The organism is Mucilaginibacter sp. OK098 (genome assembly GCF_900142915.1).
In the GTDB taxonomy this organism is placed as follows: Bacteria; Bacteroidota; Bacteroidia; order Sphingobacteriales; family Sphingobacteriaceae; genus Mucilaginibacter.
The window spans coordinates 458,446-472,661 of the sequence record NZ_FRCM01000005.1; the positions used below are offsets into that span (position 1 = coordinate 458,446).

Sequence of the window (14,216 nt, forward strand, 5' to 3'; positions counted from 1 at the left end):
AAGGCAAAAAGTGTATTATTAATGCAGAAATGAGCTTTTTAGTGCCCTTGACGAACCGCTTTCTGTTTCACCCTATTCACCTGTTCCACTGTGAACAGTGGCGTAAAACTATAATCTTAAAATAATTCTTCGTTTGGTGGTTTTATACCTTTTAAATGAAAGTAAACAGTTGTTTGCCCCCGGTGGTGTGTTTGATGTTCAAATATTTTGTTCAATAAAGTAGCTTTGGTCATAACATATTTATCAAAAACCTTTACGGTGTCCTGGAATTGTTCGGGCTTCATGTTTTTGATATTATTAATAACAAAATCATAACCGGCCATCACCATTTCGGTTGTAGCGGCTTTCGATTTGTCAACCGATTTCGCGGCAGCGCCTGGCGCGATCGGGCTTTTTAGTCCGCCGGCCAATGAGGCTAACTCATAATTTGCATCAGTAAAATGTAACATGTGTTCTGCAAAGGTTCGCATTTCGGGGGTAGGCTTAAAGGAGTAGCCGTCCTCAGGCATTGCGTCCAAATAATGCCTGGTGTATGTTTTGGCTCTTTCCCAATCCTTAATCATTTGGTCAGCATTTTGAGCTTTGGTAACGCTTGCAAGCGTTACTAACATTAGGAAGATAGAGAATCTCGTAATTTTTTTCATTGTACTTAGTCTTGATATGCGTTATTTCAATTTAAGTGCGCAAGGTATCTTCTAAATAATTTGGAAAATTGTACGAAATCGTCATCAGCAATAGCCATTGTTTTATCGGGTAGTTACTGTATAAAATAGACCTTTTTTATTTTATTGTTTTGGATGTGATATATGGCAATGGCTTCTAACTTATCCTTCCTGCCAGGAACACTCACCAATTCATGATCAACAATTATATTTCCTTTAACAAGCCGGTCAGTTATTTTGCAGTGCAATCCCTTTGCCCGCTCAAAAAAGGCCGAATAATCTTTGCGCATGCTTTCCTTCCCTTTACCTATCAGTTTGTCAGGATAAGCATATAACTCCACATCATCAGCATAGGGTTCTAAGAAGGCATCAATATTTCCGACGTTGTAAGCGTTTAGCTGGCGTTCTACCAGGGCCAGAGGGGTTTCTTTGAGTAAAGTATCCGGTAAAATAGCCTTGCCTTTATTGATAACCAGGTTTATTTTTTGCAGATTTTCCAGCTGATCAACCGGGTTTGCATTAAGTAAAACCAAATCAGCCTTTTTGCCTTTTTCTATACTGCCAAACTCATGTTCCTTACCTATTGCTTTGGCGCCATTAATAGTGGCCGACCGGATGATCTGCCAATTGCTTAAACCACTTTTTTGCATAGCTTTTAGTTCAGTGAATAACGAAGTGGCATGAAAAGTGCCTATATTACCCGCATCAGTACCGGCCGCAATAGTAACACCGGCATCAGCCATTTTTTTAAGATTTATCATCCTAATGGAATCTGTAGCTGCAGTGTGCATGCCGGCGCTTAATTTATAGCGATTGGTTAAAGCAGTATCGGCTAAATATTTTAAATCAATTATAGACCCAAGCTGCTCGGGATTTGAATGGACCAGGTCATAATAGGTGAATTTTTTTTGCTGCCCAAATGTGTCATAGTAGCCATCCTCAACAATGAGCGTTGGGCAAAGCACAACATGATGCTTTTTCAACAGATCAATAAACTCCCCGGATACAACTTCGTCCTCTACCTCATGTACCAGGTAATCGCATCCGCTTTCAACGGCAAGCTGCGCGGTTATTCTTTCGGTAGCATGTATGGCTACGCGCAGATGATTTTTATGTGCCTCGTCAATAATCTGCTTTACAACAGGCTGATACTTCCGGGCCACTTCCTCTTTGTTTTTCCCGATCACAATGTACCAGATCTTTATAAAGTCAGGGTGGTGCGGTAGTTGCTTTTCTAATAAAACCGTTGCATCTTCAGCATTGGTAAACAAATTGAATGGCTCATCGTTCTTTAGATTTTTATATACCTCCGGTTCATAGGTTGTTAGAAGCGGCCCTGCCATATAAACCTTCGGAGCATAGTCTTTATTAGCAAAACTATCCCGGAGTGTTAAATAATTAAATGTTGCGCCGGGATCAATAACTGTTGTGATGCCTGCCTGGGTATAACGGCGTAAAAAGTCCTCCATATGCTCACGGCTCCAGGCCATTTCTTTTTCATATGGCATGTATTTTTGCAGGGGAATGGCATCGGGCCTGGCATACAGACCGCCGCTTTGAAAAAAATGCACATGCGAATCTGTAAGTCCGGGTATTAGAAACTTCCCCGAACCGTCAATCACCTTCGCGTTTGCCGGAATTTTAGCTTTCGATGAATAAACTCCGGAAATAATGTCACCGGTGATCATTACGGTTTGCCCGGGTAATAACTTATTGTTATTTACATCTATAATAGTTACATCTTTAATATATGTTTGGCTAAACCCCTGGAGTGAATAAAGGATAGCCGTCAAAAAGAGTACAAATTTTGTTTTCATTGCAAGTATAATTATAGGTGAATGCGTCCGGGTTGCTTTGGTATTGTAAGGTAAAGGTTTATTTATTATTTAGATATGGTATTTTTTATTTTGTTACAATTCTACTTCTATTGCCGTTTGTAAATTGATCAGCAAAAACAATCCAATCATATAGCCGGGTAAGTGCCTTCCCTGTCAAAATTAATCACAACTCATCTTCGGCCCGCGAAACCCAACCTGGTGCATTATTTATTCCCTGGCGTAAAAGCAAATTCAATTGTGCCGCATGATGTTGAACGTGTCTCATATTATAAAGTAATATTTCCAGCACAGAATAATTCATATCTCCCAACTCCTCCACCCATCGCTCTTTTAATTTTTGCTCTGTTAAACCTGCAATTAATATATGGCACTTTTCACGACTTGCTTGCAGGTAGTCAAGTAATTCCGTTTTACTATAAATCCTGTCTGGTATTACATCGTCTATTGCATCGGCCGGTACATCGCCAGATTCTGCAATTGTGAAGGGGAATGGTGAGGAAAAGTTTTCGGGTGGAATTGTGAGGTAGTAATCCAGGAATACTAAGCAATGATAGGCGTTATAAAAAAACTTTTTGCTGGAATTCCATTGCTCATCCGGCCATAGTAGTATCGCATTTTTAAGCATGTCGATACTTGCTCCGAATTGTTTCCACAAACTTTCTTTTAAGTCATTAATCATATTGTTAAATTATGGGTTGGAATTTATGTTCTTTGCATACTTAATGAATATTTAATGTGGTTAAGAAAGTAACCTACACCATCACAATTCGAAACCTTCAATTAAAATTATCTTTTCCACCGAATTATTTTTCATTTCGATAAAATCCAGGCGTTTAGGATCATTTTTATAACCCTCAAAATCAGCTTTGCTGCCAAAAGTTACTAAATGGATCTCGTAGGGCAATTCGCGGCTGCTTTCAATAAATGCGCTTTTACCAGGTCTGACGCGATAAACAAGGTCTCCGTTATGCCCTTTCAACAGGGGTAAAACTTTTTCCTCGAAAGCATGGAATTCCTGCTCGCATCCGGGCTTGATAAAAATAAGTTGCGTGTAATAGATCATTTTGATGATAATAAAGTGGGTTGAATAGTAATTAACTTATATGCAATTGTTTAGGGTGTAATATTAAAAAGAAAATGAGCGCTTTTATTGAAGTGGTCAAACTACAACAATTGCATCGGGCTTCAGGAACGAACACAAATTTATTGAAAATCTTAGCAAGATTGGATGATTTATATAAAGAATTCAGCCCCACCCGGTTAAGCGTCAAAGCTTAACCGCAAAATAATTGCGAGTGTTCAAACTAGAGTAAAAGCCGGGGGCGAGAAACAAAAAAGCCTCAAATCTTTCCATTCAAGGCTTTCAAATTTAATGCGTTATCAGTTTTTTTGACTAGCCGGTGCCGATGCCGGCGGGATAAATTTAGCAGTTCCGTTTATAAATGGCGACTTAGCATCACAGATGGCCAATTCGCCAACATAGCCGTCCTTCTTTATTTTTTCGCTAACAACCGGGCGGTACTTGTTTTCAGCCACACAAAATAATACGGCTATACTATGCTTGCCCGCATTGTCATTAATGGCAGACTTATAAGATTGTAAGGCGCTTACTGCAGCCTCATCAAAACCATTGCCTGCGCTTTGTGCAACAATTATATCGCTTATCATCCCGTTATTATCCAGGTTAAAGTTCAAAACAACAGCACCGCCGCTAAGTGCTCTTTGGGCTTGTTTGGGAAACTCGGTGTTATTAAGCATATAGTTATAAAATTGATCGGCATACGGTGCATCTAAATAGGATGTGACATCAAAAATATAGGCCAAACGCTTGTTTTTGACATCTTTTGGATGCATGAATTGTATGATAGAGGAGGCTCCTGACGGGAAGGTATATCCGTATTTGTCTTGCAGGAGTTTCAGATCGTCCGGTGTACATTTATTTTTATAATACCAGTTGGCTTCACCGTTTTTATCATAAATTAAAACTTTAGCATGGGCCATGTTATTATTGTCGCCCGGAAAACCCACGCCACTCTCATCATACTCGTATCCTTTACTTGTACGGTTTACAGGATATTTATAATTAGTTATGATCAGTTCTCCAGCAAATTCAGGATCATTGCCGAGCGAATCGGTTTTAAATATGGAATAATCATCGGTGAAAAAGTAGACGCCTATTTTGTAATTTTTACCCGGAGCATCGGTAACAATTCCTTTATAGGCGTTAAACCCGTTTAGCGCCAGGGCATCCAGTTTGGCGCCCCCGCTTTTAACAATTCTGGCATTGGTAATCCGGCGGTCCTTATCCAGCGCGAAGCCTACTTCTACCAGTCCGCCCTTATCGCCTTTGGCAGTGGTGTAAAGTACATTATTATGTAAAAAATGATCCATGAGGTAATAACCGTCAACATTGATAACCGGTAAAATTAATCGCCCGTCTTTGGTTGTAAACCGGGTGCTGTCCACAACCACCTCAACCTTAATATTGTGGTTTTTGAGTAATAACAAGCTGTCGGCCCTGGTAATTGTTGCTGCGGTATAAGCTACTTTTTTGTTTTGCTGGTCAAGGGAAAGCTGGTTGGCTATGGTGGTTACTCCGTTTTCGGTAATTTTTAAAAGCTTGCGCTTTTGGGTAAGTTTTGCATTCAGCATGGCATATTTGCCGGGCGATTTTACGCCGGCAGGGGCAAGGTCGACCCAGCCATAGGTTTTACTGAACAAAAGGGTAGAGGTGCATAATAACGCCACGCAGATTGGAATAGTCACCAGGTACTTTAGCTTAGCCAAATTACCCGAGCGCTGTTGATTTAACATAACAATTCTCTTTTTTAACAGGTTATAATTGAAAAATGAATGCGTAATTGATGAACCGCCAACGCCGTAAGCGTTGTTTAATAAAAACGAAGCGTAGGTTAGGGCATCACTTTCGTGAGCTGCGGTTTGCTCGTCGGCAATATATTCATGTATGGTTCGTAAACTGTTTTGTACCAGGTACACAAAAGGATTAAACCAGTTGATGATCTTTAACAGTTCAAGCAATATAATATCGGCTGAGTGTTTTTGCCTGATGTGCACCAGCTCATGCCTGATAATGGTGTTGGCTCCGGCTGCGTTGTCGCCAATGAAAAGATAGTTAAAAAACGAAAAGACTACATCTGTTTCGTTTAAATAAATCACCCTGTATTTACCTTCATTAACCGTTTGTTCATTACGTGTCATTTTAAATAAGGCATACAGCTTAATAAAAAGTATGACAAGCAGAACCGTTGCACCAATAAGGTAGGCATACAACAAAGCATCCTGCCATGTAAAATGCCGTTCAATTACCGCAGGGGCTGCATGTACAACAGGCGACTGATGCCGTTCAGCAACTTTAACCATTGGGCGTATAACAGGTGTAACACCACCAACTGTGCTAACCGGTTCAGCGGGCTTTATCGGCCTTAACGTGTACACAGGTTCGGCTGCCTTAACAGGCCGTAGCGCGCTTACCTGCACAAACGGTAGTATAAAGGCAACTATACAGCTAAATATCAGGTAGGCACGGCTTAGCTGGTAATGGGTATTGCGGTTTAAAAATAAGCAGTAGGCTAAATAAAATACACCGAGGTATAAATTAGCTTCTGCAAGGTAATACAGCCCATTCATTTCTTTTTGCGTTTAAGGTCATCAATCAGTTGGGTTAATTCATCCAGTTGCTGTATGTCCAGCTTTTTTTCGTTAGCGATAAAGGATACTAAACTTTGGTAAGAGTTGCTGAAGTAGCCACTCATCATCTTGTCGAATGTAAATTTCTTATACTGCGCCTCACTGATTAACGGAAAATACATATGTGAACTTCCGTAAGGCTTATGGTCGATAAAACCTTTACTTTCTAAAACCCGCACAACGGTTGATACCGTGTTATAAGCCGGCTTGGGTTCGGGCATCTGCTCTATAATGTCTTTTACCATGGCTTCTTTTAATTGCCATAATAGCTGCATTACGGTTTCTTCTGCTTTGGTGAGTTCTTTGATAGGCATAGTAACTATTTTTATAGTTAACCAAATGTAAAAACTAATTTTATAGTTTACAACTATTTTTATAGTTTTTTTGAGAAAAGTGGGCAGGAGCAGATTATGAGTTTTTATCATTAAACGGTAATGGTTTTCAATTGGAATTTAAAAAGCCTTGAATCGCCCAATTCAAAACCTGTAATATCCAAAAAAAGGTATATACCGAACATTTTTATAGAAAGTTCGGAGTTAACCGCTACGCGGGGAACTGTATCCCTTATTAATATAAACTATAAACCGGTGGTTTTGCCGTATTCCTTTTAATCAGCTTCCGGGCTTCCAGGTCTAATTTTACCGTTTCGCCATACCAATGTGCATTACCCGAAAAATAGGTGTTTACGCTATCATGAATAGTTTGCATAAGTTCGGTATGGGTAAGGCTGTTTTTTTGCAAAATTTCTAATATTGCCGATTTTATGATTTCATATTTTTCCAGTGAAATAACTTTATTTTGCTTGCCACTTTCAGGATGCAGCGTTTGAATTTTGATTTCTTTCATTGGGATCTTGTGGATATGCGTTGAAGTGTCTATCCCCTCTATATGGATGAGATAATTAAATAGCTAATTTACAAAAACAGCCAATAATTTAGCTTATTCTTTGTTAGCGGGCAAATTATCCAAATCAAATTCTTTCTGTCGCTTATAGGCGATCAGTTTGATCTTTATGGTAGCTGTAACAGGAGCAGGGCTAAATTCAAACCATTTATTGATGATTTAAAGTGGTTAACTGCTATAATTAGTTGAAAAACAATGGGTGGAAAATTACTTGCGATAGCATAAGTTTTGCATTGTTATTGCTGTATATTTGAAATAGCTCCCTGGTAATGCAGGAAGCGCTATATTAAACATGTACGAAGTTATCACTAAATCATTACGTAAGCTGGTTGATTTTACGGACGAAGAGCTTTTTTTGTTTATGCAGAGACTTAAGCCGCAAAGCTTAAAAAAATATGGTTTTTATTTGAAAGAAGGCCAGGTTTGTAAAGGCATGGCCCTGGTATATAAAGGCGGCTTAAGGTATTTTTCGCGGGGCGAAAAGGGTGATTATACTATCGGGTTTGCTTTTGAGGGCGAATGGATCGGTGATTATGAGAGCTTCCTGTTACAGGTACCATCGCCTGATTTTATAGAAGCTCTTGAAGATTGCGAGCTCTTTACCCTAAGTTATCCTGATATGCAGGAGCTGTACCAGCACAGTCAGCGTTTTGAAAAATTCGGCCGCCTTATTGCCGAAAGACTTTTTATTGATGCCGTCAAAAGCAAACGCAATTTGATGACTCAATCAGCCGAAGAGAGGTACCTCGAATTACTGAGCAACCAGCCTCATATCTTTGAAAGATTGCCCCAGCATTTGATCGCATCCTACCTGGGCATCCAGCCCCAAAGCCTGAGCCGTATCCGGGCTAAGATCTCAAACACCAAATTAACTTAGGTTAATAAAACACTATCCGTTTTTAACCTGGTATCATTTTTTGGCGCTGCCAATTACCCCAGTTTTGTGCTGCGCATTTACACGCGCCATAAAACAAAAAATGATATGAATCCGGCACAGCTATTTTCTGTTGTTAGCGCTATCGCTGCTTTGCAATGGTTATTGTTAATTATATTGCCTAAATGGAAGGTAACACAATGGCTTATCAACTATCCGATTGTTCCTTTACTGCTTTCGGGGATTTACTGCGTATACATCACGGGCTTTTTTGGCTTTCAGGGTGGCGGGTTTAATTCGATCCGGGAGGTCCGCAAGTTGTTTACCGATGACCGGCTGTTACTGGCGGGTTGGGTGCATTACCTGGCTTTCGATCTGCTCATAGGTTTCTCGATCATTAAATCTGCGCAAGTGAAAGCCATTTCACACTGGTTGGTTATTCCTTGCCTGGCGCTAACCTTTATGTTTGGCCCCTGTGGTTTCCTGCTTTATCAAATCATCCAAAAAATCAAAGCCAATATATGAAAACCTTATTCACCCGCATCAGGGCTATCAGCCCGTCCTTGTATTATTGCGGCCTGGCGCACCTGGCCCTATTCGCGCTAATGACCATTATAGCGCAGTTCGATCACCGGCAACTGATGGGAATTAACCTTTGGACAAAACCCATTAAATTTGCCATATCCATAGCTATATATTGCTTAACCTGGCCGTTGCTGTTGCAATACCTCCCATTTGAGCGGCTAAAACAACGGTTTGTAAATTTTACCGTTTTTGCCATGGCTTTCGAAATGCTGGCCATTGCCTCACAGGCAGCAAGGGGGCAACTATCACATTATAATACTTTAGGCGCTTACAATGCGCTTGTTTTCAGTTCGATGGGTATTGTGATTGTTTCTCAAACCTTGTTTGCATTGTATATAGGCATCCGGTTTTTTAAAGTGAGAGCAGTGCAAATAACGTCGGCTTTATTGTGGGCCATCCGGCTGGGGATAATTATGGCCGGCTTTTTTGCTATGGAAGGTGGCATAATGGCCTCCCGCCTGGCACATACCGTTGGCGCCGCTGATGGTGGCCCGGGCCTCCCATTCTTTAACTGGAGCCGCATTGCCGGCGATTTACGCATAGCGCATTTTATGGGCATGCACGCTCTGCAAATAGTACCCTTGTTTGTGATCTTCTCCGGCGTTAAAACCGCAAGACCGGCCATTATTTTTGCATCGGCTTATTTTGTGATGATATCCCTGTTGTTTGCTAACGCGATGTTGGGCAGGCCGCTATTTTAAAATGATAGGTTAAAGATTAGCGTTTGCAGTAATTAAGGTTTTATTTTCAAGATCCTGTTTGTCCGGATGTTTCAACCAGGACTAAATAGCAGCAGATTTGCAATCTATAGCGTAAGTAGCGATACTGTTACAGTTTGGTTTGCAAGCAGTTGCCGTGAATTATTATATTTGAATAAAACCTTTAAAATGAGCCAGATCAACAAAGAAGACATTAAACAGGAAGTGTTTGACCTGTATGATGACTATGCACACAACCGGCTTGACCGGCGTGCATTTGTGCAAAAGCTATCTCTTTACGCAGTTGGCGGGTTAACTGTACCCGCACTCATGAGTTTCCTGATGCCCGATTACAAGGGGAACGTGCAGATCAGGCCGGATGATCCCCGCTTAAAATCGGAATATATCAACTATTCCTCACCAAAAGGCGGTGGAACCATCAAAGGATTGCTCTCAAAACCTATAGATGCTAAAACGAAACTTGGAGGCATAGTTGTAGTTCATGAAAACCGGGGCTTGAACCCTTATATTGAAGATGTGGCCAGGAGAGCCGCACTTGCAGGATTTATTTCGCTTGCGCCCGATGCCCTTACACCCCTGGGCGGTTACCCGGGCAATGATGACGCAGGACGTGACCTGCAAAGTAAACGGGACAAAGGCGAAATGGAGGAAGATTTTATAGATGCATTCAATTACCTTAAAAACCACCCGGACTGTAATGGCAAGGTAGGCGTTGTGGGTTTTTGTTTTGGCGGTGGCATAGCCAACATGATGGCCGTCCGCATACCGGAGCTGGCTGCAGCCGTACCTTTTTATGGCGCTCAGCCAGCTGCCAGCGACGTGCCTAAAATTAAAGCTCCCTTAATGCTGCACTATGCATCGCTTGATACCAGGATCACCGGTGGCTGGCCGGCCTACGAAGCGGCTTTAAAAGAGAATGGCAAAAAATACCAGGCGTTTATTTACGAAAACGTAAACCATGGCTTCCACAACGATACAACACCCCGTTATGACAAGGCCGCCGCAGAACTTGCCTGGAAACGCACTATTGATTTTTTTAAGGAGAATTTGAAATAGGGTGCTCACATACAGTCTACTACGGTTCTGGTTGCAAAATAAAGTTCGTCGGTTCCTGTCCCCGCAGGGTCTCGCATCGCGGACCCTGCGAGGACGGAAGGGACAGGCGGGAGTGATGGCTGGTCATTGGACGGCGAGTTATTACACACTATTGGCGCGATACATCGCAGGGTCCGCGATGCGAGACCCTGCGGGGACGGTAATGTTAACATTAAACTATGTTAACCATATAAACCCACTTTTTTTGTTATTTGTTTCACAAATATCCCATCTTCCTGAGGTATGCCACCCAAATATCATAAGCCGGTGGTTTAATATGCAGCCCTTCGTAGGTGTATTCGCTGTTCAGCCGACCGTCAGTATCGGCAAACAGGTGAAAGATGTCTATATAAGTATAGTTGCCTGCTGCTGCATTGGCCTGCAGCAACTTATTGAGGGCCAGTACATGTTCTTCCTTATCATAATGCTGCGGGAAGTTTTTTATGGTTGAATTAACAGGCAGTACGCTTTGGACATAAATATGAGTTTGCGGGCATTTGGCATGTATTTCCTTTACTATTTTGAGATCATTGTCCGCGATCACTGCATCCGGGATGTCCTTGCCAATGTCGTTAATACCAATCAGCAGGAAAACCTTTGAGGGCTGTCGGTCGGTAATATCCTTAAGGCGTTTTAAAACCCCGTAAGTAATGTCGCCCCCTATGCCCCGGTTGATAACGGTTGTGTCGCCTGTGGCCTTTTTCCAGTCGCCCATTTCGGTAATGCTGTTGCCCAGAAAAATGATCCTGCCCGTTACTATCGGCTCTTTTGCAAATTGGGCCAAACGCTGCGGGGTGTGTTCGGGGATAAAGGGTATGGTGTCATACACCCGTTGATTGGTAACAATTTGCGCCTGTACAGCCAGCGGGAACAACAGGACAAAGAGGAGGTACTTCATAATTTTAATTTAATAAATAAATATAGCGAGCCTGGCATAAAAATGACGGCGAATAATAAAATAATTGTACTGCTAGATCTAGACCCGAACCGCTTAATGCATAACTTGCAAATATTCGCTAACATTTATGAGTTGGTTCAACCGGCGAGTTGGCTGCCATTTTGTGAAAATGTTATGTTTACTTTATCACCTCACTCACCAAAATGACAGGACTGATATTGGTATAATTTGAAAAATCCGCACGAATGGCGTCTCTATTCGGTCCGATAGCCGTTTGATAGTCGCTTAGGCTTTTTACATAAAATGTGCCAATGGCCATAAAAGGCAGTGGTTGGTTAGGAATACCACTGGCAAGCCCTTTTTCAATGGTGTATTTAATCAAATTTGATCCTAAAAACGCTGCTACCATAGGCATGTGCTTACTTTCATAATACTCCATATTAAAGGTTTTACCTTCGGCATAAGGGTACATGATGGATACTTTAATTAAGCCTTTTTCAACAACAGCCATGTTCTGCTTTTCTTGACTAAACGCGGTAAAACAAGCAGATAAAAGTAAAAACGATACAATTAGTTTAAATTTCATAATTAAGTTTTTTAACTGATAAAATGTTCAATTTGAGTATTATTACGCAAATATTAAAATATTGCCTTTATTCGCAAAACGTTATTTTCTATGAAAACAATCGAAAAAACCGATTTAGAAATATGGAATTAAGACAACTCAAATATTTTTTGAAAGCCAAAGAGCTATTAAATTTTACGGAAGCTGCAAGAGCTTTGAATATCAGCCAAAGTACTTTATCACAGCAAATTAAGCAACTGGAAGATGAATTAAATGTTCCCGCTGTCCGAAGTTTCTAACTTCAGACCACTATGTCTGTAACTCTGACTACCTCAAACGCAAAAAAGCCTCTAACTTTCGTTAAAGGCTTTCTTTTCTCTTTGTAGCGGGAGCAGGACTCGAACCTACGACCTTCGGGTTATGAGCCCGACGAGCTACCAACTGCTCCATCCCGCACTATTTTTTGTTGGGGCTGCAAATGTATGATAAGTTTTGGCATGTGTTGCCTAAAAAGAAAACCTGGTTATTGCTTTAATAATAATTAATATCCGCTATAGCTTTCTCCATATAATGCTTGATGAACCATTTAAGCGCTGGATTTTGGTTTGCTTGTTTATAAGCCAATACCACTTCGGTGTTAACTGGTATATTTTCTAATTCTATAAATGATACATTTAAGTAACTATATTGTTGCCTGAGCGAATAAGGCAAAATAGATACACCTAGGCCGGCTTCAATCAATTGTAGTATCGAATGCACATTGTTAGCTTCGTGTACAATCTCGGGGTTAAAACCCATCCTTCCGCATATTTCAACGAGTTTGTCGTTATAATGAGGTGCGAAATCCTTGCTAAAAAATATAAACGGACTATTTTTAATATAGGCGGCGAGTTCTTCCTGCTGCTTAAACCTGGTTTTAACTAAAGGGATAACCACCATGAAAGGATCAAAGAAAAGTGTTTGCACTTTTAATTGGGTTGAATGTACAGGTGCACGCAGGATCCCCACATCTAGGCTGCCCTGTTCAAGCGCTTTTATCTGCATCAGCGTCGGGATCTCAAACAAATTTGTTTTAATATAGGGAAACACATCGCGCATAGCTATTAAAACATCGGCAAGGTGCGATTGATATACAGAACTAATGTAGCCGATCTTTAATTCGCTGCTTTCGCTTTTATGAATTTGTTTAACAATGCTTTTACTTTCTTCAAGGCGCGCAAAAATGGCATCCACTTCGGCTGCAAAATATTTGCCTGCGTCGGTAAGGTTTACCCGCTTATTTTTTCGTGTAAATAACAGTACGCCCAATTCATTCTCCAGCTCTTTTATTTGCCGGCTTAAGGGCGGTTGAGAAATAAAAAGCTTTAATGCGGCGTTTCGGAAATGTAATTGCTCGGCAACTGTTTTAAAGTATAAAAGATGTCTTAGTTCCATACCTATAAAGTATCAATAGTTGATAAAATTGATATTTTTCAAATATGAATAAACCAGGTAACTTCGACAAATCAAAATTTAAGTATGACAACGGATTATTCAAAAAAGGCAACAAATCAACAGATCAGGGAGAGATTTGACAACGACACTGAACGGTTTTCCAACCTCGAAACCGGCCAGCAAACCACTATTGATGCGCCGTTAACCATGGAGTTATGCACTGAAGCTGCAAAGTATACTAACCCGTATGCCACGCAGCTGCTTGACATAGGCTGCGGCGCAGGTAATTACACCTTGAAAATGTTGAGTAAGATTCCGAACCTAAACTGCGTTCTGAATGATTTGAGCATGCCGATGTTGCAAAAAGCCCAGGAAAGGATTGTGCCACAAACAGAGGGTACTATAACTTTAATTCAGGACGATATGCGAAACTTGAACTTGGCTGACAATCATTTTGATATTATTCTTGCTGCAGCCACCCTGCATCATTTGCGCGATGACGACGACTGGGAATTAATGTTTAATAAAATTTATAAAGCGCTAAAACCGGGAGGAAGCTTTTGGGTGTCAGACCTTATATCACATGACTCTGAAATGATCAAAAGGCTATTTGAAGATAAATACGGTAATTATTTAGAGAGTCTCGGGGGCCGCGAATATCGTCAGAAAGTATTTGACTATGTAAATTATGAGGACACCCCACGCTCACTCAATTACCAGCTTGAGTTGCTTGCAAAAGTTGGATTTAGGAGCATAGAGGTATTACATAAAAACTCGTGCTTTGCTGCATTTGGAGCAATAAAATAGAGCGCCAGCCCCGGTTTATAATCCAGGACTACTGCAGATTTTCAATGCGGCCTTTATTTTCTTGAAATAAAGGCCGCTATAACAGCACATCTTAATCTATATGCCTATGGGCTTGAGCCTAAAATTCC

General features: G+C 40.9%; 16 protein-coding genes and 1 tRNA gene. 6 read left to right on the forward strand and 11 right to left on the reverse strand.

Translation table 11 applies throughout. The features are described from left to right. Positions 1-116: 116 nt before the first annotated feature. The 7 genes from BUE31_RS18685 to BUE31_RS18715 form a co-directional block, all read right to left on the reverse strand. Positions 117-644, reverse strand: a complete 528-nt coding sequence (locus tag BUE31_RS18685; RefSeq protein ID WP_073405346.1) for a DinB family protein — start codon at positions 642-644, stop codon at positions 117-119. A 113-nt stretch (positions 645-757) separates the two neighbouring features. Continuing rightward, a complete protein-coding gene (locus BUE31_RS18690; protein ID WP_073405347.1) occupies positions 758-2,479 on the reverse strand; it encodes an amidohydrolase family protein in 1,722 nt (573 codons plus the stop codon). A gap of 184 nt (positions 2,480-2,663) precedes the next feature. Further along, positions 2,664-3,179, reverse strand: coding sequence for a DinB family protein (locus BUE31_RS18695; protein WP_073405348.1), 516 nt, complete (start codon positions 3,177-3,179; stop codon positions 2,664-2,666). A gap of 81 nt (positions 3,180-3,260) precedes the next feature. Continuing rightward, complete coding sequence (locus BUE31_RS18700) at positions 3,261-3,563, reverse strand: DUF1330 domain-containing protein (RefSeq protein WP_073405349.1); 303 nt, start codon at positions 3,561-3,563, stop codon at positions 3,261-3,263. A 317-nt stretch (positions 3,564-3,880) separates the two neighbouring features. Continuing rightward, positions 3,881-6,148, reverse strand: coding sequence for a TonB family protein (locus tag BUE31_RS18705; RefSeq protein WP_073405350.1), 2,268 nt, complete (start codon positions 6,146-6,148; stop codon positions 3,881-3,883). Then, complete coding sequence (locus tag BUE31_RS18710) at positions 6,145-6,522, reverse strand: BlaI/MecI/CopY family transcriptional regulator (RefSeq protein ID WP_073405563.1); 378 nt, start codon at positions 6,520-6,522, stop codon at positions 6,145-6,147. Before BUE31_RS18710 ends, BUE31_RS18705 begins: the two co-directional genes overlap by 4 nt. Positions 6,523-6,775: 253 nt before the next feature. Then, positions 6,776-7,054 (reverse strand): DUF6958 family protein, encoded by a 279-nt coding sequence (locus tag BUE31_RS18715; protein WP_073405351.1) that lies wholly within the window; start codon positions 7,052-7,054, stop codon positions 6,776-6,778. A gap of 349 nt (positions 7,055-7,403) precedes the next feature. On the opposite strand from BUE31_RS18715, the gene BUE31_RS18720 reads away from it, so the two are divergent. From BUE31_RS18720 to BUE31_RS18735, 4 genes are all read left to right on the forward strand, one after another. Then, a complete protein-coding gene (locus BUE31_RS18720; RefSeq protein WP_073405352.1) occupies positions 7,404-7,988 on the forward strand; it encodes a Crp/Fnr family transcriptional regulator in 585 nt (194 codons plus the stop codon). 105 nt (positions 7,989-8,093) lie between these two features. Then, positions 8,094-8,510 (forward strand): ABA4-like family protein, encoded by a 417-nt coding sequence (locus BUE31_RS18725; protein WP_073405564.1) that lies wholly within the window; start codon positions 8,094-8,096, stop codon positions 8,508-8,510. Beyond that, complete coding sequence (locus tag BUE31_RS18730) at positions 8,507-9,271, forward strand: hypothetical protein (RefSeq protein ID WP_073405353.1); 765 nt, start codon at positions 8,507-8,509, stop codon at positions 9,269-9,271. The genes BUE31_RS18725 and BUE31_RS18730 overlap by 4 nt, the downstream gene beginning before the upstream one ends. Before the next feature lie 186 nt (positions 9,272-9,457). After that, positions 9,458-10,345, forward strand: coding sequence for a dienelactone hydrolase family protein (locus BUE31_RS18735; protein WP_073405565.1), 888 nt, complete (start codon positions 9,458-9,460; stop codon positions 10,343-10,345). Positions 10,346-10,601: 256 nt separating this feature from the next. On the opposite strand, the gene BUE31_RS18740 is transcribed toward BUE31_RS18735, so the two are convergent. Continuing rightward, positions 10,602-11,282 carry a GDSL-type esterase/lipase family protein gene (locus BUE31_RS18740; RefSeq protein ID WP_073405354.1) on the reverse strand — a complete coding sequence of 227 codons (681 nt, stop codon included), beginning with the start codon at positions 11,280-11,282 and terminating at the stop codon, positions 10,602-10,604. Positions 11,283-11,460: 178 nt separating this feature from the next. After that, positions 11,461-11,868: an EthD family reductase gene (locus tag BUE31_RS18745; RefSeq protein ID WP_073405355.1), complete on the reverse strand. Its 408-nt coding sequence runs from the start codon at positions 11,866-11,868 to the stop codon at positions 11,461-11,463. 122 nt (positions 11,869-11,990) lie between these two features. Here BUE31_RS18745 and BUE31_RS18750 point away from each other — a divergent pair, with 122 nt between their 5' ends. Beyond that, positions 11,991-12,146, forward strand: coding sequence for a LysR family transcriptional regulator (locus BUE31_RS18750; RefSeq protein WP_200801952.1), 156 nt, complete (start codon positions 11,991-11,993; stop codon positions 12,144-12,146). An 84-nt stretch (positions 12,147-12,230) separates the two neighbouring features. Here the strand turns inward: BUE31_RS18750 and BUE31_RS18755 are convergent. Beyond that, positions 12,231-12,303, reverse strand: a tRNA-Met gene (locus BUE31_RS18755). A 75-nt stretch (positions 12,304-12,378) separates the two neighbouring features. Next, positions 12,379-13,281, reverse strand: coding sequence for a LysR family transcriptional regulator (locus BUE31_RS18760; protein WP_073405356.1), 903 nt, complete (start codon positions 13,279-13,281; stop codon positions 12,379-12,381). 84 nt (positions 13,282-13,365) lie between these two features. Between BUE31_RS18760 and BUE31_RS18765 the strand changes: the two genes are divergently transcribed. Next, the gene (locus tag BUE31_RS18765) at positions 13,366-14,088 is read left to right on the forward strand and encodes a BCDIN3 domain-containing RNA methyltransferase (protein WP_073405357.1); all 723 of its coding nucleotides are present in this window, start codon (positions 13,366-13,368) and stop codon (positions 14,086-14,088) included. Positions 14,089-14,216 lie beyond the last annotated feature (128 nt).

What these genes read in the sequence shown, in the direction of transcription:
- BUE31_RS18745 (WP_073405355.1), bottom strand. Translation starts at nt 11,868, where the DNA reads ATGAAATTTAAACTAATTGTATCGTTTTTACTTTTATCTGCTTGTTTT.
- BUE31_RS18750 (WP_200801952.1), top strand. Translation starts at nt 11,991, where the DNA reads ATGGAATTAAGACAACTCAAATATTTTTTGAAAGCCAAAGAGCTATTA.
- BUE31_RS18710 (WP_073405563.1), bottom strand. Translation starts at nt 6,522, where the DNA reads ATGCCTATCAAAGAACTCACCAAAGCAGAAGAAACCGTAATGCAGCTA.
- BUE31_RS18705 (WP_073405350.1), bottom strand. Translation starts at nt 6,148, where the DNA reads ATGAATGGGCTGTATTACCTTGCAGAAGCTAATTTATACCTCGGTGTA.
- BUE31_RS18695 (WP_073405348.1), bottom strand. Translation starts at nt 3,179, where the DNA reads ATGATTAATGACTTAAAAGAAAGTTTGTGGAAACAATTCGGAGCAAGT.
- BUE31_RS18735 (WP_073405565.1), top strand. Translation starts at nt 9,458, where the DNA reads ATGAGCCAGATCAACAAAGAAGACATTAAACAGGAAGTGTTTGACCTG.
- BUE31_RS18690 (WP_073405347.1), bottom strand. Translation starts at nt 2,479, where the DNA reads ATGAAAACAAAATTTGTACTCTTTTTGACGGCTATCCTTTATTCACTC.
- BUE31_RS18720 (WP_073405352.1), top strand. Translation starts at nt 7,404, where the DNA reads ATGTACGAAGTTATCACTAAATCATTACGTAAGCTGGTTGATTTTACG.
- BUE31_RS18765 (WP_073405357.1), top strand. Translation starts at nt 13,366, where the DNA reads ATGACAACGGATTATTCAAAAAAGGCAACAAATCAACAGATCAGGGAG.
- BUE31_RS18715 (WP_073405351.1), bottom strand. Translation starts at nt 7,054, where the DNA reads ATGAAAGAAATCAAAATTCAAACGCTGCATCCTGAAAGTGGCAAGCAA.
- BUE31_RS18760 (WP_073405356.1), bottom strand. Translation starts at nt 13,281, where the DNA reads ATGGAACTAAGACATCTTTTATACTTTAAAACAGTTGCCGAGCAATTA.
- BUE31_RS18725 (WP_073405564.1), top strand. Translation starts at nt 8,094, where the DNA reads ATGAATCCGGCACAGCTATTTTCTGTTGTTAGCGCTATCGCTGCTTTG.
- BUE31_RS18730 (WP_073405353.1), top strand. Translation starts at nt 8,507, where the DNA reads ATGAAAACCTTATTCACCCGCATCAGGGCTATCAGCCCGTCCTTGTAT.
- BUE31_RS18700 (WP_073405349.1), bottom strand. Translation starts at nt 3,563, where the DNA reads ATGATCTATTACACGCAACTTATTTTTATCAAGCCCGGATGCGAGCAG.
- BUE31_RS18740 (WP_073405354.1), bottom strand. Translation starts at nt 11,282, where the DNA reads ATGAAGTACCTCCTCTTTGTCCTGTTGTTCCCGCTGGCTGTACAGGCG.
- BUE31_RS18685 (WP_073405346.1), bottom strand. Translation starts at nt 644, where the DNA reads ATGAAAAAAATTACGAGATTCTCTATCTTCCTAATGTTAGTAACGCTT.